General features: G+C 72.2%; 21 protein-coding genes. 10 read left to right on the top strand and 11 right to left on the bottom strand.

Translation table 11 applies throughout. The features are described 5' to 3' along the window. Positions 1-55: 55 nt before the first annotated feature. Positions 56-472 (top strand): hypothetical protein, encoded by a 417-nt coding sequence (locus tag EJF31_RS10360; protein WP_125036971.1) that lies wholly within the window; start codon positions 56-58, stop codon positions 470-472. Then, positions 469-924, top strand: coding sequence for a hypothetical protein (locus EJF31_RS10355; RefSeq protein ID WP_125036970.1), 456 nt, complete (start codon positions 469-471; stop codon positions 922-924). Before EJF31_RS10360 ends, EJF31_RS10355 begins: the two co-directional genes overlap by 4 nt. Before the next feature lie 5 nt (positions 925-929). Here EJF31_RS10355 and EJF31_RS10350 read toward each other — a convergent pair whose 3' ends face one another. Beyond that, the gene (locus EJF31_RS10350; RefSeq protein ID WP_307718971.1) at positions 930-1283 is read right to left on the bottom strand and encodes a rhodanese-like domain-containing protein; all 354 of its coding nucleotides are present in this window, start codon (positions 1281-1283) and stop codon (positions 930-932) included. Continuing rightward, complete coding sequence (locus tag EJF31_RS10345; RefSeq protein ID WP_125036969.1) at positions 1280-2146, bottom strand: Fpg/Nei family DNA glycosylase; 867 nt, start codon at positions 2144-2146, stop codon at positions 1280-1282. Before EJF31_RS10345 ends, EJF31_RS10350 begins: the two co-directional genes overlap by 4 nt. Before the next feature lie 161 nt (positions 2147-2307). Here EJF31_RS10345 and EJF31_RS10340 point away from each other — a divergent pair, with 161 nt between their 5' ends. Continuing rightward, positions 2308-2562: a hypothetical protein gene (locus EJF31_RS10340; protein ID WP_125036968.1), complete on the top strand. Its 255-nt coding sequence runs from the start codon at positions 2308-2310 to the stop codon at positions 2560-2562. An 82-nt stretch (positions 2563-2644) separates the two neighbouring features. Further along, positions 2645-3859: an ATP-binding protein gene (locus tag EJF31_RS10335; protein ID WP_125036967.1), complete on the top strand. Its 1215-nt coding sequence runs from the start codon at positions 2645-2647 to the stop codon at positions 3857-3859. Between the two features lie 9 nt (positions 3860-3868). Here EJF31_RS10335 and EJF31_RS10330 read toward each other — a convergent pair whose 3' ends face one another. Next, on the bottom strand, positions 3869-4366 hold the full coding sequence (locus tag EJF31_RS10330; RefSeq protein ID WP_185736196.1) for a GNAT family N-acetyltransferase: 498 nt from the start codon (positions 4364-4366) through the stop codon (positions 3869-3871). A 78-nt stretch (positions 4367-4444) separates the two neighbouring features. Here EJF31_RS10330 and EJF31_RS10325 point away from each other — a divergent pair, with 78 nt between their 5' ends. The 3 genes from EJF31_RS10325 to EJF31_RS10315 are packed head-to-tail and all read left to right on the top strand — an operon-like array spanning position 4445 to position 6561. Continuing rightward, entirely contained in the window at positions 4445-4816 is a 372-nt protein-coding gene (locus tag EJF31_RS10325; protein WP_125036965.1) for a VOC family protein, read from the top strand. 16 nt (positions 4817-4832) lie between these two features. Then, positions 4833-5612, top strand: a complete 780-nt coding sequence (locus EJF31_RS10320) for a glycerophosphodiester phosphodiesterase family protein (protein ID WP_125036964.1) — start codon at positions 4833-4835, stop codon at positions 5610-5612. 10 nt (positions 5613-5622) lie between these two features. Further along, positions 5623-6561 carry a DUF5926 family protein gene (locus EJF31_RS10315; protein WP_125036963.1) on the top strand — a complete coding sequence of 313 codons (939 nt, stop codon included), beginning with the start codon at positions 5623-5625 and terminating at the stop codon, positions 6559-6561. Positions 6562-6746: 185 nt separating this feature from the next. On the opposite strand, the gene EJF31_RS10310 is transcribed toward EJF31_RS10315, so the two are convergent. The 6 genes from EJF31_RS10310 to larB form a co-directional block, all read right to left on the bottom strand. Next, on the bottom strand, positions 6747-7784 hold the full coding sequence (locus EJF31_RS10310) for an adenylate/guanylate cyclase domain-containing protein (protein ID WP_260430756.1): 1038 nt from the start codon (positions 7782-7784) through the stop codon (positions 6747-6749). Positions 7785-7791: 7 nt separating this feature from the next. Continuing rightward, positions 7792-8184 carry a Crp/Fnr family transcriptional regulator gene (locus tag EJF31_RS10305; RefSeq protein ID WP_125036962.1) on the bottom strand — a complete coding sequence of 131 codons (393 nt, stop codon included), beginning with the start codon at positions 8182-8184 and terminating at the stop codon, positions 7792-7794. Between the two features lie 181 nt (positions 8185-8365). Continuing rightward, the gene (locus EJF31_RS10300) at positions 8366-9592 is read right to left on the bottom strand and encodes an arginine deiminase (protein WP_125036961.1); all 1227 of its coding nucleotides are present in this window, start codon (positions 9590-9592) and stop codon (positions 8366-8368) included. Positions 9593-9611: 19 nt separating this feature from the next. Next, on the bottom strand, positions 9612-10208 hold the full coding sequence (locus EJF31_RS10295) for a TMEM165/GDT1 family protein (RefSeq protein WP_125036960.1): 597 nt from the start codon (positions 10206-10208) through the stop codon (positions 9612-9614). Next, positions 10208-11431: a nickel pincer cofactor biosynthesis protein LarC gene (gene larC, locus EJF31_RS10290; RefSeq protein ID WP_125036959.1), complete on the bottom strand. Its 1224-nt coding sequence runs from the start codon at positions 11429-11431 to the stop codon at positions 10208-10210. The genes EJF31_RS10295 and larC overlap by 1 nt, the downstream gene beginning before the upstream one ends. After that, a complete protein-coding gene (larB, locus tag EJF31_RS10285; protein WP_125036958.1) occupies positions 11428-12117 on the bottom strand; it encodes a nickel pincer cofactor biosynthesis protein LarB in 690 nt (229 codons plus the stop codon). Before larB ends, larC begins: the two co-directional genes overlap by 4 nt. A gap of 131 nt (positions 12118-12248) precedes the next feature. Between larB and EJF31_RS10280 the strand changes: the two genes are divergently transcribed. Next, positions 12249-13028, top strand: coding sequence for a VOC family protein (locus EJF31_RS10280; RefSeq protein WP_185736195.1), 780 nt, complete (start codon positions 12249-12251; stop codon positions 13026-13028). A 10-nt stretch (positions 13029-13038) separates the two neighbouring features. Here the strand turns inward: EJF31_RS10280 and EJF31_RS10275 are convergent, their stop codons facing one another. Beyond that, positions 13039-13884, bottom strand: a complete 846-nt coding sequence (locus EJF31_RS10275) for a prephenate dehydratase (RefSeq protein WP_125036956.1) — start codon at positions 13882-13884, stop codon at positions 13039-13041. A 102-nt stretch (positions 13885-13986) separates the two neighbouring features. Here EJF31_RS10275 and EJF31_RS10270 point away from each other — a divergent pair, with 102 nt between their 5' ends. Further along, on the top strand, positions 13987-14391 hold the full coding sequence (locus EJF31_RS10270) for a DUF4446 family protein (protein ID WP_260430755.1): 405 nt from the start codon (positions 13987-13989) through the stop codon (positions 14389-14391). A 47-nt stretch (positions 14392-14438) separates the two neighbouring features. Continuing rightward, positions 14439-15170: a hypothetical protein gene (locus EJF31_RS10265; protein ID WP_125036955.1), complete on the top strand. Its 732-nt coding sequence runs from the start codon at positions 14439-14441 to the stop codon at positions 15168-15170. 6 nt (positions 15171-15176) lie between these two features. Here the strand turns inward: EJF31_RS10265 and EJF31_RS10260 are convergent, their stop codons facing one another. Beyond that, positions 15177-16751, bottom strand: a complete 1575-nt coding sequence (locus EJF31_RS10260; RefSeq protein ID WP_125036954.1) for a diacylglycerol kinase family protein — start codon at positions 16749-16751, stop codon at positions 15177-15179. Between the last annotated feature and the right edge of the window lie 115 nt (positions 16752-16866).

Below are 16866 nucleotides of genomic sequence, written 5' to 3'. Positions count from 1 at the left end.
CGCCGCGGGATGGGGCAGGGTGACGTACTGACGGACAAACCTTGAGGAGACCACCATGAAGCACGCCCTGATCGCCGCAAGCCTCGTGCTCGTGGCCGGCACCGCTGTCGGCTGCGGCAACGGCAGCGGCAGCGACAGCGGCGGCGCCCCGGCGGACGCGTCCCAGACCGAGTTCTGCGGCAACTTCGACGCCATCGCCAAGGACATCGCCGGGCTGGGTGCCAACGCGAAGCCCGCCGACATCGTCAAGGCCCTCAAGTCCGCCGGCACCAAGATCGAGGACACCGGCACCCCGAAGGACATCTCCGCCGACGCGCGCAAGGGATTCGAGCTGGAGGTCCAGAAGATCGGCGAGCTGCCCGACGACGCCAGCACCGCGGACGTCTCCAACCTCGCCCAGGACCTCAGCAAGGACGAGCAGGCCCAGGTCCAGGCCTTCGACGACTACGTCAAGAAGACGTGCCAGCAGTGACCGTCCGATCGCGCGTCGCGCTCGCGGCCTCCGCCCTGGTCCTCGCCGGCTCGCTGACCGCCTGCGGCGGGGGCGGCGGCGACAAGGCCTCCGACGCACCGGCGTCGGCGTCCAAGGACGAGTTCTGCACGGCGTACAACAGCCTCTTCGACGCCTTCAAGGACAACACGTCCGCGCCCTCGGACAGCGAGACCGTCAAGGCGATCAAGGACTGGGCGGCGAAGATGAAGGAGACCGGGACGCCGCAGGACATCCCCGACGACGCGCGCCGGGGCTTCGAGGCGATCATCGACACGGTCGCCAAGATCAAGGACGACGCCACCCAGGACGAGATCAAGGCGCTCACCGGGGCGCTGAACAGCTCGGACCAGAAGGACACCGAGGCGTTCGGCACCTGGGCCACCGACCTGTGCCCGCTGCCGATGCCCTCGTCCCCGCCGTCGGGCCCGTAGGGCCGTCAGACCACGTGGGGGTCGGCGCCGGACTCGCTCACCATCGAGCGTCCGGCGTCGGCCCACTCGACCATCCCGCCGTCGAGGTTGACCGCGTCGATGCCCTGCTGCACGAGGTAGCCGGTCGCCTGGGCCGACCGCCCGCCGACCCGGCAGACGACCAGTGTCTGGCCCTCCGGCAGCTCGGTGAGCCGCTCGGGCAGGTCCATCAGCGGGATGTGCACGGCGCCGTCGATGTGGCCGTGCTCCCACTCGACCGGCTCGCGGACGTCGAGCACCACGAGGCCGTCCGGGATCGGGTCCGGGACGCCGTCGACGGTCACGGTGGGGATCTGCTGGTGCATGGGTCTCCCGATCACTTGAGGAGCTTGGACATCCGGCGGTCCGCGAGGGGCTTGCCGCCGGTCTGGCAGGTCGGGCAGTACTGCAGGCTGGAGTCGGCGAACGACACCTCCCGCACGATGTCACCGCACACCGGGCAGGCCTGTCCAGTCCGACCGTGCACGGCGAGGTTGGACTTCTTCTCGCCCTTCAGCTCGCTGGCGTGCAGCCCGCGCGAGCGCTCGACGGCGGCGCCGAGGGTGTCCCGGATCGCGGCGTAGAGGGTCTTCAGCTCGCCGTCGTCGAGGCCGCCAGCCGGCTTGTACGGCGACATCCGGGCCGCGTGCAGGATCTCGTCGGAGTAGGCGTTGCCGATGCCGGCGATGGTGCCCTGGTGGCGCAGCACGCCCTTGAGCTGCTTGCGGCCCTCCCGCTGGAGGATCTCGCCCAGCACCTCGATGGTGAACGACTCGACCATCGGGTCGGGCCCCAGGCTCGCGATGCCCGGCACGTCGAGGGGGTCGCGGACGACGTACATCGCCAGGCTCTTCTTGGTGCCGGCCTCGGTGATGTCGAGCCCGGCGTCGTTGTCCAGGACGATCCGGACGGCGAGGGGGTTCTTGGTGCTCGGCTTGGGCGGGATCGTGGGCACCTCGTCGCGCCAGCGGATCCAGCCGGCGCGCGCGAGGTGCAGGCACAGGTGCAGCCCGGAGGCGTGGATGTCGAGGAACTTGCCGTGCCGCGTCACGTCGTCGACCAGCGTCCCCTCGAGTGCCGACAGCGGCGGGTCGAAGGTCTTGAGCGCGCTGAACGCGGCGATGTGGATCTTGACGATCGCGCGGTCCTGGAGCCGGCCCTTCAGGTCGAGGGCCAGGGCTTCCACCTCGGGCAGCTCGGGCACGGGCGCCAGTCTAGGTGGGTGTCGGGGGTGCTCGTGATCGTTCAATTGCTGGGAAAAGCACCTGTTCGCGGCCGGAACAGGTGCCGAACCGCGCAATTGAACGATCTGGTGCACCCCCGAAGCCAGAGACAGGGACCCGCCTGCGGAGGCATGATGGGGACATGGCCACCGCACGACCGCTGCCGGAGGCGGGCTCGATCTTCCTCGACGCCCGCGGCGGCGACCGCGCGCTGCGGGTCTCCTGGCACCACGAGTCCGGTCTGGTCGTGCTCTCCCTCTGGCGCGACAACGTCTGCGCCGGGTCGTTCCGGCTGGCCGTCGACGAGGTGCCCGAGCTGATCAGCATGCTCCGGGCCGGGCTCGACACGGCGTACGAGCGGGTGCTCACCCAGCCCGTCGCGCACCGCACCGCCTGACGGCCAACCGCGCTCCCGCGACACGATCGCCCTCCCTAGCTCAATCTAAGGTCGACCGTAGAGTCCGGGATACGGTCCGATCATGGACCCGATCCGCAACCCGTACGCCCCCGGCGCCGGCCAGCGCCCGCCGGAGCTGGCGGGCCGTGACGAGCAGCTCTCGGCCTTCGAGGTCGTCCTCGAGCGCGTCTCCCGCGGCCGCCCGGAGCGCAGCCTCGTCCTGACCGGGCTGCGCGGGGTCGGCAAGACCGTCCTGCTCAACGCGCTCCGCAGCGCCGCCGTACGACGCCACTGGGGCACCGGCAAGCTCGAGGCGCGACCCGACCAGGGGCTGCGCCGCCCGCTGTCCGGCGCCCTGCACCAGGCCGTGCGCGAGCTCGGCCACCCCCAGGCCGACGACGTCGACCACGTCCTCGGCGTGATCCGGTCCTTCGCCCAGCGCGACGCGGGCGCCAACGCCAAGCTGCGCGACCAGTGGAGCCCGGGCATCGAGGCGCCCGCCGTCCGCGGCCGCGCCGACTCCGGCGACATCGAGATCGACCTGGTCGAGCTGCTCACCGACCTCGGCGGGCTCGCGGCCGACGTCGGCAAGGGCGTGGCGATCTTCATCGACGAGATGCAGGACCTGGGCCCCGACGACGTGTCCGCCCTGTGCGCGGCCTGCCACGAGATCAGCCAGTCCGGCCTCCCGGTGATCGTGGTCGGCGCCGGCCTGCCGCACCTCCCGGCGGTCCTCAGCGCCAGCAAGTCCTACTCCGAGCGGCTCTTCAGGTACCAACGCATCGACCGGCTCGCCCGCGACGCCGCCGACCGCGCGCTCAGCACCCCGGCCGAGGACGAGGACGCGGCCTACACCGCCGACGCCCTCACCGCGATGTACGCCGCCACCGGCGGCTACCCCTACTTCATCCAGGCCTACGGCAAGGTCGTCTGGGACCTGGCCACCTCCTCACCGATCACGGCCGAGGACGTCGCGGTCGCCGCGCCGCAGGCCGAGGCGGAGCTGGCGGTCGGCTTCTTCGGCAGCCGCTTCGAACGCGCCACGCCCGGCGAACGGGAGTACCTCCACGCCATGGCCGACGCCGCCGTCGCGATCGCCGAGAAGGGCGAGGAGGAGCTCGACGAGATCCAGAGCGTCCCGACCGCCGACGTGGCGGCCGCGCTGGGCAAGAAGCCGCAGTCGCTCTCCCCGGCGCGCGACTCGCTGCTCAAGAAGGGGCTGATCTACTCCGGCGAGCGCGGCCGGATCGCGTTCACGGTGCCGCACTTCGGGCGCTACCTGCTCGAGCACGCCTGAGAAAAGACCTCAGCGCGCCTCGAGCTGGACCTCGGCCTCGGTCTCGCCGACCTTCGCGAACCCCAGCCGCTCGTAGAGCGCCCGCGCCCGCGGGTTGTCCTTCTCCACGCTGATCCGCGCCGGCAGCCCCGCGGCCCGCGCCTCGACGAGGAACTGCTCGACCAGGTGCGTGCCGATGCCGTGCTGCTGGTGGGCGGGCAGGAGCTGGATCCCCGCGAGCTCGCGGTGGTCCGGCGCCCGCACCACCCGCAGCCGCCCGGCCCGCTCGCCCTCGATCTCGATGACGTACGTCGTGCTGTGCTCCAGGTCGTCCGGCCGCACCGCGCCCACCTGCTCGGCGGTCCACGCCGAGAAGCCGCTGCGGAACTCGTGCTCGTCGAAGTCCTCGGGCACCCGTCCCTGCGCGACGGTCGCCACCAGCACCACGTCGGTCAGGAAGCCGACGTCGTGCGCGGTCGCCTCGCGCAGGTGCACGGACGGCTGCGGCGTCACCGGGTCGAGGCTCACTCGCGCACCGTACGTCGCGCCCCGTCCCGCTAGCATCCGTTTGCCGACATCGCCACGGTCACGGTCACGGGAGACTCCATGAACATCGTCCAGATCGCCCAGCACGCCGAGGACCTCGAGCGCGCGACCGCGTTCTACGCCGACCTCCTCGGGACGTCGCCGCGCGCGACCTACGACCCGCCGGGCCTGGTCTTCTTCGACCTCGGCGGGGTCCGGCTGCTGCTCGACCGGGTGGCTCCGAGCGCGCTGCACTACCTGGCCGTCGACGACATCGACGCGACGGTCGGGCGGCTGCGCGATGCAGGGGTGGCCGTGGAGAGCGAGCCGCACGTGATCTTCGGCCACGAGGACGACACGCTCGGCCCGGCCGGGACCGACGAGTGGCAGGCCTTCGTCCGCGACTCCGAGGGCAACCTCGTCGGCCTCGTCGAGCAGCGCGTCCGTTCCTGACCTCCGGGACATCACCGTGCGACCCCAGGTCGTCGCCCACCGCGGCGCCAGCCACGACAACGCCGAGCACACCCTCGGCGCCTACATCGCCGCGCTCGACGCGGGTGCCGAGGCGCTCGAGTGCGACGTACGCCTGACCGCCGACGGCCACCTCGTCTGCGTGCACGACCGCGACCTGCGTCGTACGGCGAGCACACGGGGGCTCGTGTCCACGATGGAGCTCGCCGACCTCGACCAGCTCGACTTCGCGTCGTGGAAGAACCCCTGGGCCGACCTCGACGAGGAGCGTCCGGAGCGCGACACCGACCTCGACAAGGTGCTCACCCTGCGCAAGCTGCTCGAGACGGTGGCCGACTACGACCGCCACGTCGAGATCGCGATCGAGACCAAGCACCCCACCCGCTACGGCGGCCTCGTCGAGCGCCGCGTCGTCGACATGCTCAAGCACTTCGGGTGGGACCGGCCCGGATCGCCGGCCCGGGTCATGTCGTTCTCGTTCACCGCGCTCCAGCGGGTCGAGCGGATGGCGCCCGACGTGCCGCTGGTGATGCTGGTCGAGAAGGCCCACCACTGGCCGATGCTGCGCCGCGCCATCGGGCCCGACTGGATCGTCGGCCCCGGCATCGAGGAGCTCACCGAGCACAAGAAGCTCGGCCGCCGGATCGCCGCCGCCGGCCACGACCTGCACGTGTGGACCGTCAACACCCCCGAGCAGCTCGCGCTGTGCCAGGACCTCGGCGTCAAGGCGGTCATCACCGACCGCCCGGCGTACATGCTGGAGCTGCTCGGCGTATAGGTTTCGCCGCATGGCGAAGCGCTCCCGCACCAAGGCCCGTGACACTGAGACCATCCCCGGCGAGGTCGGTCCCCGCCAGCCCTGCCCGTGCGGGTCGGGCCGGCGCTACAAGGCGTGCCACGGCGCGCCGGGCGGTGCCCCGGACGTGTTCGTCGGCCGGCCGTTCCAGGGCCTGCCGTCCGAGTGCGACGTCGTCGCGCTGCGCGAGCTGGTCCCGGCCGCGACCGCGCCGCTCACGTTGAAGGACGGCGTCGGCGACGGTCGACCCGTCCAGCTCTGCTCGCTGCTGCCGATGGCCGCGCCCGCGATGGTCCGCGACAGCGGCCAGATCTGGCTCGGCCTCCAGGTCCAGCACAACTTCGGCGACCCGGCCCGCGACCTCGGCGCCGTGCTGCTCAAGGCGTTGGAGTCCGAGCCCGGCATCGTCGGCCTGACCGACGCCCCCGGCGAGGGCCCGCGCCTGCAGGACCTCGTCGAGGGCGACAGCCTCGACGTGACCGTCCACGACGGCTTCGACTACTGGATCGCCGACGTCGACGACAAGGAGTCGATGGCCGCCGCGCTCGAGCAGGCCAACACCGCCGCGTCCCCGACCGCGCGGCTCGCGAGCGTCGAGGCGGCGTACTGGACCAACGTCGGCTCCAAGGAGCACCTGCGCTGGGTGATGCCCGAGCCCGAGAACGAGCTGCTCGACGCCCTCGCCCGCCTGCACGCCGCCGGCAAGGACGTCGTCGCGGAGGGATCGCGCTTCGTCGGCATGTTCCGCGCCCACGGCCTGCTCGCGCCCGTCTGGGACCTCCCGGTCGGCACCGGCGCGGCCGTCCTCGAGGAGCCGGCAGCCCGGTTCGCGGCCGACCTGGCCGAGGCGCTGGCCGACACCTCCGACCTGACCGCCGAGCAGCGGGCCGCCCGCTCGGGCCTGGCCAACCGGCAGGTCACGATCCGCTAGCGCGGCTCCGGCTGGCAGGTGGCCGGCAGGTGAACGCCCACTTTGTCGTGGATCACGCCAGATTGGTCGGACCCGCAGGTTGTGGTCCCCGGGCGGGTCCCGTAGTTTTGTAGTTGCCCGGTCGTTGTTGTGTCCCCCGTCGACAACGGCCGGGCTTTCACATTTCCTCACACCCCGTGCGTGGCTCAGGGCCGCCGCAGCACCCACGAGTGCAGCCGCGAGTAGCCCTTCACCGAGGTCCGCCGCATCCGCCGGAAGCGGTACGTCGAGCTCCCGGCGTCGGCGTGCGTCGCCGCGTCGTCGGCCCGGTCCTCCTCGAGGCCCGTGAGCGCGGCATAGGCGCCCTTGTCGACCAGCACCGTGTCGGGCCGGGCCACCGAGGTGAGCCGTGCCGCGATGTTGACCGTCGGGCCGAAGACGTCGCCCAGCCTGCTGGTCACCGGCCCGAACGCGATGCCGGCCCGCACGGCGGGAAAGTCGTCGGAGTCGTCGGCGCCGAGCTCGGTCAGGACGAGCGCGATCTCGGCCGCCGCCGCGACGTCGTCGGCCACGAAGAGCACCTCGTCGCCGATCGTCTTGATGATCCGGCCGCCGTGATCGACCACGATGCCGGTCGCCGCGTCCTCGAAGTGCTCGAGCCAGGCGACCAGCTCGGCCTCGGCGAGGGACTTGCTGCGCGAGGTGTAGCCGACGATGTCGGCGAAGCAGACGGCCAGATCGGAGACACCCTGGCCCGCGGACTCCCCGGCCAGCATCCGGCTGCCCGCGCTGGCCAGATGGCGGCGCCAGACATAGCTCTGGAGCTGGTCGACCAGCGGCAGCACCTGCTCGGAGAGGACCTCCAGCTGGGTGGCCGGGTCGGCGCCGGCCTCCCGGGCGACGTCGGCGAGCAGCAGCGTCTGCCACTCGGCCAGCCGCGCGAAGCTGCGGCCCCAGGTCCGGACCAGGGCCGCCTGCCGGTCGGGGCCGAGGATGCCGAGGTCGATCAGGTCGCGCGTCTGCCGCAGGGCGACGACGTCCGCCGGGGTGAACGCGACGTCGTCGTCGGCCGCGTGCGGGAAGCCGAGCTGGCGCCACAGCGCCTCGGCGACCTCCATGGGCACGCCCGCCTGCTCGGCGACCTCGAGCCGGGTCAGGCTGGGCGCCTCGCCCAGCAGCAGCCCCTCGACGGCCTCGAGGTTGTCACCCAGGTCGTGACCGAGCTCGTCCCCGGCGTCTGCCACCCGGGTCTCAGTCGGCCGCGTGCGTGCGGTCGCTCGCGAGCCGCTCGTCGGTGGCGGAGCTGATGGCCTTCTCGAAGGCCGGGACCTCGCTGCACAGCTGCCGCACCGTCTCGGCGCTGAGGTGGATCAGCTCGAGCGGGGTGAGGGCGACGATGGTCGCCGTGCGGAGCGAGTGGTTGACGATCGCGACCTCCCCGACGATGTCGCCGGGGCCGAGCTGGGCGATCTCGTCGCCGTGGCGGCGTACGGAGACGGTGCCGGACAGGATGATGTAGGCCTTGTCCGCCGCGGTGCCCTCCCAGATGGGGGACCACCCCTCGGGCACCTTCACCCCCGTGCCGGCGGCGCTGATGCGCGCGACCTCCTGCGGTGTGAACGTGTCGAAGAACGATTCAGCCATGGTGGTGCCTCTCGCGTGGTTGTCCTCCCCGGGCCACATCCTCGCGGACGGGACCGGGGAGGTCCAGCGTGACGATGCTTACCCGGGTCGTCGGGATAGTCCCCAACGCAATTGCTGTGGGGAAGCCGCCTTCACGACAATTTCGTTGGGGACTGTCCCCACGTGCAGTCCGGAAGTGGGCTCACCCGGCGGGCAGCGGCTCGCGGGAGATCGGGCAGCTCATGCAGCGCGGGCCGCCGCGGCCCGAGCCCAGCTCGGAGCTCGCGATCCGCACGACCTCGATCCCGGCCTCCTCCAGGCGGGCGTTGGTCTCGTCGTTGCGCTCGTAGGCCACGGCCACCCGCGGCGCCAGCGCCAGCGTGTTGTTGCCGTCGTCCCACTGCTCGCGCTCGGCGGTGACGGGGTCCAGCCCGGTGTCGATCTGGTGCAGGGTGTCGATCTGCATCGCCTTGGCGGCCGCGACCAGGAACGGCTCGGCGTCGGCGACGCGCAGCTCCAGCCGGCCCTCGTCCTCGTGGTCGCTGGTCATCGTCACGGCGTGGGCCATCAGCGAGTCGGCGACGTTGGGGTACATCACGATCTTGTCGACGTCGACCATGGTGGCGACGGTGTCGAGGTGCATCGTCGCGCGCTCCTGCGCGATCGGCACCGCGAGCACGGTGTGGGCCAGGCCGGCGTGGAAGACCTGGCGGGCGAAGCGCTCGACGCCGGCGGGCGTCGTACGCTCCCCGACGCCGACGGCGATCACGCCCGGGGCCAGGAGGAGCACGTCGCCGCCCTCGACGTGCTCGTGGTGCCAGCCGTGGATCTTGCGGGTGCCCTGGAAGCGGGGGTGCTCGGTGTAGATGAGCTCGGTCAGCTGGGTCTCGCGGGTCCGTGCGGGCATGGCCAGCGACGTGATCGCGACCCGGTCCTGGACCCAGACGCTGGAGTCGCGGGTGAAGAGCAGGTTGGGCAGCGGGTCGATGAGGAAGTCGTCGCTGGCGAACAGCGAGGTGACCAGGCCGAAGCCGCCGCGGACCTCGTCGTTGCGGATGCCGGCCGTGAGGTAGCCGGTGAGCTCCTCGGGCGAGGCGTCGCGCAGGGCGTGCGCGAGGTAGGTGCGCATCGTGTCGCCGAGGTGCAGGCCGGCCAGCGCGGTCGTGATCGCGTGGTTGCGCGCGTCCTCGCTCGCCAGGGTCTCGGTGAGCAGCTCGGTCAGGTAGAGCACCTCGACATCGCGGGCCCGCAGCGCCTCGGCGAAGGCGTCGTGCTCCTCCTGGGCGCGCGCGACCCACGGGATGCCGTCGAACAGCAGCTTGTCGTTGTTGCGGGGCGTCAGGCGCTTCAGCTCCGGCCCGGGACGGTGGAGCATGACGGTCCGGAGGCGCCCGACCTCGCTGTCGGCGCCGTGCGTGGGGTGACTCATGCGCCGAACTCTAGACGGCTCAGGCCAGCAGCTCGTAGGTCGTGATCCCGGCCAGCAGCAGGCACACCGCCGCCCCGACGTAGTGCAGCGCGTGCAGCGACACGAAGCGCATCAGGGTGCGCCCGGAGATCGCGGCGAGCCCGCTGACGACCAGGAGGGCGCCCAGGGCGCCGATGAACACGCCGACCGGGTCGTCGTACTTGGCGACCAGCGAGATCGTCAACAGCTGGGACAGGTCGCCCCACTCGGCGGCGAAGAGGATCAGGAAGCAGGTCAGCACGGCCCGCCAGCCGGTGGCGGCGGTCGCCTTCGCGGCGAACTCCGCCTCGTCCTCGCTGGCCAGGTGGTGGCTGCGCCCCTCGCGGAACAGCAGCACGGCACCGGCCAGGAAGATCGCGGCGGCGACCCCGCGGACGAGGTCCTGGGGCAGGAAGGTCACGGCGTGGCCCAGAGCCACGGCCACGACGGTCTGCACGGTGAACGCCAGGCCGACCCCGATCCAGACGAGGAGCGGGCGGTACTTCGTGGCGAGCACGAGGGTCGCCACGAACGTCTTGTCCGGCAGTTCGACGACGAAGATCGCGGCGAACGTCAGGGCGATGACGGCGAGGTCCATCAGTGTCCTTGCTTGGTGAAGGGGCGGGCGGCGGCGGCCGCGTCGGCGAGCACGTCCACGACCGGGCGGCCGAGGGCGGCGGCGGCGCGGGCCACGTCGTCGTACTCCGGCTGGGCGTTGACGACCTCGTCCCCGAGGCGGGCCAGCTTGACGGCGATCCGCTGGCCGTCGACCTCGACCGCGACCATCTCGCGGTCGAGGGCGTGCTTGCCGAGCGGCTGCTCACGCAGGCCGATGGTGGAGGTGTTGCGGAAGATCGCGGCGCGGACCTCGGCGGCCTTCGCGGCGGCGACGAGGACGCTGAGGGTGTGGGCCGGGCGGCCCTTCTTCATCAGGATCGGCGTGAGCCAGGCGTCCGACGCCCCGGCCTCGAGGAGCGCCGCGATCACCGCCGGCCACACCCGCGGGTCGAGGTCGTCGATGTTGGACTCGATGAGCAGCGGCGGCGCCTCGGTGGTCGAGCCCGCTTCGGTGGTCGAGCCTGTCGAGACCGCGCCGACCAGCAGGCGCAGCACGTTGGCGTGCCCCTCGGGATCCCGGCCGCCGGCACCGACGCCGATGGCCTCGGTCGTCATCGGCGGCTGCGGACCCCACCCGGTCGCGAGCGTGGTGAGCAGCGCGGCGCCGGTGGGCGTGCACAGCTCCATGGCCGGGGCACCCGGCGGTCCGGCGTACGACGGCACGCCCCGCAGCAGCTCGGCGACCGCCGGCGGGGGGACCGGCATGGCGCCGTGGGCCCCGCGGACCGTGCCCGACCCGACCGCGACCGGGCTCACGACCACGCTCGCTGGTCGAGCCTGCCGAGACCCGAGGTGGACGAAGCCCGCGCACACCCCGACCACGTCGGCGATCGCGTCGAGCGCACCCACCTCGTGGAAGTGGACGTCGAGCGGGTCGGAGCCGTGGACGGCGCCCTCGGCGACCGCCAGCCGCTCGAAGGTCCGGGTGGCGAGGTCGCGGACGGCCTGGTCGAGGGGAGCGGCGGCGAGCAGGTCGCGGATGTCGCGCCAGGAGCGGTGGTGGACCGAGTCGGTGATCTCGACGTGGCAGCGGGTCGCGGCGAAGCCGTTGCGGGTCACCCGCTCGACCGACAGGGACACCGGCTCCGGCGCGATGGCGTCGACCGCGCCCTGCAGGACCTCCAGAGGCACCCCGGCGCCCAGGAGCGCGCCGAGCAGCATGTCGCCGCTCGCGCCCGACGAGGCGTCGATCCAGATCGTCACGGGCGGACCTCGGCCCGCCGGGCCACCCGGGCGGCGAAGACGCCGGCGCCGTAGCCGTTGTCGATGTTCACCACCGTCACCCCGGGTGCGCAGGAGTTGAGCATCCCCAGCAGGGCGGCGATGCCGCCGAAGGAGGCGCCGTAGCCGACCGAGGTCGGCACCGCGACGAGCGGGACTCCGGTCAGGCCGCCGACCACCGACGGCAGGGCGCCCTCCATGCCGGCCACGACGACGAGGCAGTCGGCCGTCGCGAGCCGGTCCCGGACGGCGAGCAGCCGGTGCAGGCCGGCCACACCGACGTCGTCGATCCGGTCGACGCCGGCGCCGTGCACGCGGATGGTCAGCGCGGCCTCGGCAGCGACCGGGGCGTCGCTGGTGCCGGCGGCGACGACCGCGACCGTGCCGCGCGGCTCCGGGAGCGGGCCGAGGGTGACCGCGCGCGCCACGAGGTCGATCGTCGCGTCGGGGAGCGCGCGGCGTACGACGTCGAGGGACTCGTCGGACAACCGGGTCGCGAGGACGGCGCGCTCGGGGTGCTTCTCGTGGAGGGCCGACAGGATCGCCACGACCTGGTCGGGGGTCTTGCCGGCGCCGTAGACGACCTCGGGGTCGCCCGTGCGGGCCGCCCGGTCGACGTCGACGCGGGCGAAGCCGAGATCGGCGGTACGGGGGTCGTCCTGGTCCACGCAGAGAACCTACCTGCCTGTTCACCCGCGCGCCGTTGCCAGTGTCGGTGGGCGGGTGTTGGCTGATGGGTGGGGTCGAGACCCACCCGACCGGATGCACGTCCACAGACACGGAAGAAGGCGCACCACCCATGCCGAAGATCGAGTCCTACACCCAGGGCACGCCCAGCTACGTCGAGCTGATGACCCCCGACCAGCAGGCCGCCAAGGCCTTCTACGGTGCGCTGTTCGGCTGGGACGTCCAGGACGTCCCGCTGGACGACCAGGGCAACGTCTACCTCGCGGCCGAGAAGGACGGCGACTCGGTCGCCGGCATCAGCGGCCAGATGCCCGAGCTCGCCGGGCACCCCGCCTTCTGGGGCGTCTACCTGACCGTCGACGACGTGGACGCCACCGCGGCCAAGGTCGCCGACGCGGGCGGCAAGGTCGAGGCCGGCCCCTTCGACGTCATGGACCTCGGCCGGATGGCCTCCATCCAGGACCCCACCGGTGCCCGGGTCAACCTCTGGCAGGCCGGCGCCACCATCGGGACGATCCGCGCCAATGAGCCCGGCACCCCCATCTGGAACGAGCTCGTGTCCCCCGACCTCGAGACCGCCACGAAGTTCTACGCCGACGTGCTCGGCGTCGAGTGGCAGGCCCAGGACATGCCGGGTGGCTCCTACACGACCCTGGTCTCCGGTGGCCGTCCGGTGGGTGGCGCGATGCTGCCGCCGATGGAGGGCATCCCCCCGCACTGGAACGTCTACTTCAACGTCACCAGCGTCGACGAGACGGTCGCCCAGGCCGAGTCGCTCGGCGGCCAGGTCGTCGCCCCCGCGTTCGACGTCCCGGGCGTGGGCCGCATGGCCGTGCTGTCCGACCCGCAGGGGGCGATGTTCAACCTGATGCAGAACCCGTCCGAGGACTGAGCCCCGGGGCTCAGGCCCGGAAGTCGTCCGCGGGGTAGACCCCGAGGATCTTCACGTCGGTGGTGAAGAACGCCAGCTCCTCGAGCGCGTTCCTCACCCCGATGTCCTCGGGGTGCCCGTCGACCTCGGCGAGGAACTGGGTGGCGGTGAAGTGCCCGCCGACCATGTAGCTCTCCAGCTTGGTCATGTTCACGCCGTTGGTCGCGAAGCCGCCGAGCGCCTTGTAGAGCGCGGCCGGCAGGTTGCGCACGTTGAAGATGAAGCTCGTGACGACCGGCCCGTTGCCGGGCCGCGCCTCGACGTACTCCCGGGAGAGCACCACGAAGCGCGTCGTGTTGTGGTCCTCGTCCTCGACGTCGTCGGCGAGCACCTCGAGCCCGTAGATCTCCGCGGCCAGCGGCGGCGAGATGGCCGCCTGCGTGCGGTCCCCGGCCTCGGCCACCTCGCGGGCGGCGCCCGCGGTGTCGCCCGAGATGATCGGGCGCAGGCCGTGCTCGCGGATGATCTTGCGGCACTGCCCGAGCGCGTGCACGTGGCTGTGCACGGTCTTGATCTCCTCCAGCGAGGTCCCCGGCACGGCCATCAGGCTGAACCGGATCCGCAGGAAGTGCTCGGCGACGATGTGCAGCCCGGAGTCCGGCAGGAAGTGGTGGATGTCGGCCACCCGGCCCGCGATCGAGTTGTCGATCGGGATCATCGCCAGGTCCGCCTCGCCCGACTCCACCGCGGCGAACACGTCCTCGAACGACGCGCAAGCCAGCGCCTCCATCGCGGGGTAGTGCTCCTTGCACACGATGTGGGAGTTGGCGCCGGGCTCGCCCTGGTAGGCGATCCGGCGGGTCTGCTCAGCGGTCACGGCGTCAGTTTCCCACGGCCGCACCTCCCGATCCGGTGCTCGACCGAGGGGTGGCGAGCGCGCCTGCGCGGTCCGACCGGATGCCGCTCCTAGGCTCTCCCGGTGACCTTCCTCGCCATTGCCGCCCTCGTCGTCGCCCTGGTGGGGATGATCGTCTCCGTCATCGCGCTGCGCCGCCTCAGCGCCGGCCGCCGCGGGTCCGGTGCCGACGCCCTGCCCGAGGACGTGCACGGCCTGCGCCAGGAGGTCGCCGCCCTCCGCGCGGAGACCCGCGACGCGCTCCGCCACCTCGCCGTGGTCCGGTACGACGCCTTCGGCGACATGGGCGGCCACCTGTCCTGGTCGGTGGCGATCCTCGACGACGGCGGCAACGGCGTGGTCCTCACCTCGATCCACGGCCGCAGCGAGGCCCGCACCTACGCCAAGAGCATCGCCGGCTGGACCTGCGAGCAGCAGCTCTCGCCGGAGGAGGACGAGGCGATCGACCACGCCCGTCCCTCCCGCTGACCCGCCGTCGACGGCAACCGAACCCGTCCGGGGTGCATCCCACGGACATGAAGACGACGATCTCGGCCACGCTCCTCCTCGCCGCCCTCGCCCTGCCCACCCTGGCCGCCTGCGGGGGTGACCAGGGCGAGGAGAGCCGCCTCGCATCAGCTCACCCGCACCGCGGCGTGGCGCGATCCCCCGTGTCGGCGCCCCGGAAGTCCCCGGGACCTCGTGTCGGCTCCGCCGCCGGGCTCCCACGCCTCTTCCCGGCCGCGGTGGGCTCCGTCGGGGTGGGCGAGCCGGTCCCCGCAGACCTGCCGGGGCAGGCCGGCGCGACCGTGAGGATCGAGGGCCACGTGAGCCCGGACGGCGTCGCGGACGGTGACGTCGAGGTCGTGCTCGACGAGATGCGCGGACGGCTGCAGGCGCCGGTCTCGGCAGGGTGGCCGCCGGTGCTGCTGCGGCAGCCCCTGCACGACGGGTGGGGGGTCGTGGTGTCGCAGGAGGGCGGTGACTCGGACACGTGGACCGTCTTCACCACCGGGGACGGGCGGCTGGTGCGGGCGGTCCCGGACTCGGACGTCCCGATCGGGGGAGGATTCACCCGCGACGGCGAGCACGGCTACCTGAGCTGGCTGACCCCGGACGGCCACCTCTACACCCGCGTCGGGCTGTCGGCCACGGACCACTTCCGGGTGTGGAGCTGGGGCGTCGTCGGCGCCACCCTGCACGCGACCGACCTGGGCGTCGTCTGCCTGGACCTGATGGTCCAGCCGGAGCGCTACGGCACGTGCTGAGTCGGGTCAGCGGGGCACGCGGACCAGCGCCCGCCCGTGGATGCACTCCATGTGCAGCTCGCGGCCGGGACCGATCGAGTCGCCGTCGAGCTGGCGGGGGGTGTCGGTGGAGCACCGGATCACCACGGACGAGCCGGTCATCCGGTTGACCAGGTCGTCGGTGTGCTTGAGCTTGAGCAGCACCCGCCAGGCGAGCGGGATCCAGGAGAAGAAGTTGCGCGGGTGCAGGATCACCACGTCGAGCAGCCCGTCGTCGATCGCGGCGTCGGGGAGCAGCGGCAGGCCGGCCTGCAGGAAGCCGACGTTGCCGACCACGACGGTGCGGGCGCGGTGCCGGGTGAACTCCCCGCCGTCGACCGAGACCTCGATCTTCACGGCCGGGAACATCAGGGACTTCAGGCCGGAGAGGACGTAGGCGACCCAGCCGACCCGCTTCTTCAGGTCCTCGTTGACGCCCTCCATGATCGCGGCGTCGAAGCCCATGCCGGCCATCACCATGAAGTGGGTGTCCTCGATCCCGTCGCCGCCGACGCGGACCAGGTCGATGGCCCGGTCCTGACCGGTCAGGGCGACGTCGATGGCGGCGCGGAGGTAGAGCGGGATGCCCAGGTTGCGCGCCAGCAGGTTGCCGGTGCCGGCCGGGATGATGCCGACGGGGATGCCGGTGCCGGCCAGCTCCGCGCAGACCTCGCGGACGGTCCCGTCGCCGCCGCAGACGAGCATCAGGTCGGCGCCCTCGATCGAGGCGGCCTCGGCCATGCCGGTGCCCGGGTCCTCGACGGTCGTGTAGTGCCAGCTCGGCTCGGACCAGCCGGCCTCGCGCGCCATGGTGGACACGATCGAGCGGAACTGCCCGACGTCCTCGACCTTGATCGGGTTGAGCACCACCGCGAGCTTGCGCGCGGACGGCAGCACCTCGGGCAGTGGCTCGGCGCTCTCGGCGTGGCTGCGCGGCAGCGGGCTGTAGATCGTCAGGCCGAGCAGCACCATCCCGGCGCCGAGCAGCGCACCGGCGGTGACGTCGCTGGGGTAGTGGCGCCCGAGCAGCACGCGGTCGGCCATCACCACGAGCACGACGACCACGAGGCCGGCGTAGAGCAGTCGCCGCGTGCTGGCGCGCCGGATCAGCATCACGATGAGCACCACGCAGATGCCGGCGTACGCCGTCACCGACGAGGCGTGGCCGCTGGGGAAGGACTGGCTGTGCAGCAGGCCCTGGGGGTTCTGCCACGGGGGCCGGACGCGACCGAACTGGGACTTGAGGAACGTCGTCAGCAGCGAGGTGGACACCATGATGACCACGGCGAAGATCGCTGCTCGCCGGTGCCGCTTGAGCAGCATCGCGCCGGCCAGGATCGTGGTGAGCACGGTCATGCCCCAGGTCGCGAAGCACACCTCGATGACCTTCAGCGGCTGCCGGATCCACGTCGTGTCGACCGACCAGCTCTCCAGGCCCTTGCCCCGGTCGTCGAAGCTGTCGAGCGGGCCCCAGCCCTGCGTCACCGCGATCGCGATCAGCGAGAAGGCGGCGAAGCAGGCCAGTGCCCAGCTCAGCGTGACGAGGCGAGGTCGGTCGAGCATTCGCACAGTATGCCGGGGGACGGGCCCCCGACCCGTATCTCGGATGAGCCTCACCGGGAGAGGCCGTTAGCCTTGCCACATGACCTCACCCCACGACGAGCCTCGCTTCGCTCCC

Source organism: Nocardioides sp. LS1 (genome assembly GCF_003865225.1).
GTDB classification, from domain to species: domain Bacteria; phylum Actinomycetota; class Actinomycetes; order Propionibacteriales; family Nocardioidaceae; genus Nocardioides; species Nocardioides ginsengisegetis.
The sequence above is the reverse complement of the archived record's forward strand: the minus strand, read 5'-3'. Positions and strand labels throughout refer to the sequence as shown.

What these genes read in the sequence shown, in the direction of transcription:
- EJF31_RS10360 (WP_125036971.1), top strand. Translation starts at nt 56, where the DNA reads ATGAAGCACGCCCTGATCGCCGCAAGCCTCGTGCTCGTGGCCGGCACC.
- EJF31_RS10340 (WP_125036968.1), top strand. Translation starts at nt 2,308, where the DNA reads ATGGCCACCGCACGACCGCTGCCGGAGGCGGGCTCGATCTTCCTCGAC.
- EJF31_RS10335 (WP_125036967.1), top strand. Translation starts at nt 2,645, where the DNA reads ATGGACCCGATCCGCAACCCGTACGCCCCCGGCGCCGGCCAGCGCCCG.
- EJF31_RS10325 (WP_125036965.1), top strand. Translation starts at nt 4,445, where the DNA reads ATGAACATCGTCCAGATCGCCCAGCACGCCGAGGACCTCGAGCGCGCG.
- EJF31_RS10315 (WP_125036963.1), top strand. Translation starts at nt 5,623, where the DNA reads ATGGCGAAGCGCTCCCGCACCAAGGCCCGTGACACTGAGACCATCCCC.
- EJF31_RS10305 (WP_125036962.1), bottom strand. Translation starts at nt 8,184, where the DNA reads ATGGCTGAATCGTTCTTCGACACGTTCACACCGCAGGAGGTCGCGCGC.
- EJF31_RS10300 (WP_125036961.1), bottom strand. Translation starts at nt 9,592, where the DNA reads ATGAGTCACCCCACGCACGGCGCCGACAGCGAGGTCGGGCGCCTCCGG.
- EJF31_RS10295 (WP_125036960.1), bottom strand. Translation starts at nt 10,208, where the DNA reads ATGGACCTCGCCGTCATCGCCCTGACGTTCGCCGCGATCTTCGTCGTC.
- EJF31_RS10280 (WP_185736195.1), top strand. Translation starts at nt 12,249, where the DNA reads ATGCCGAAGATCGAGTCCTACACCCAGGGCACGCCCAGCTACGTCGAG.
- EJF31_RS10265 (WP_125036955.1), top strand. Translation starts at nt 14,439, where the DNA reads ATGAAGACGACGATCTCGGCCACGCTCCTCCTCGCCGCCCTCGCCCTG.
- EJF31_RS10260 (WP_125036954.1), bottom strand. Translation starts at nt 16,751, where the DNA reads ATGCTCGACCGACCTCGCCTCGTCACGCTGAGCTGGGCACTGGCCTGC.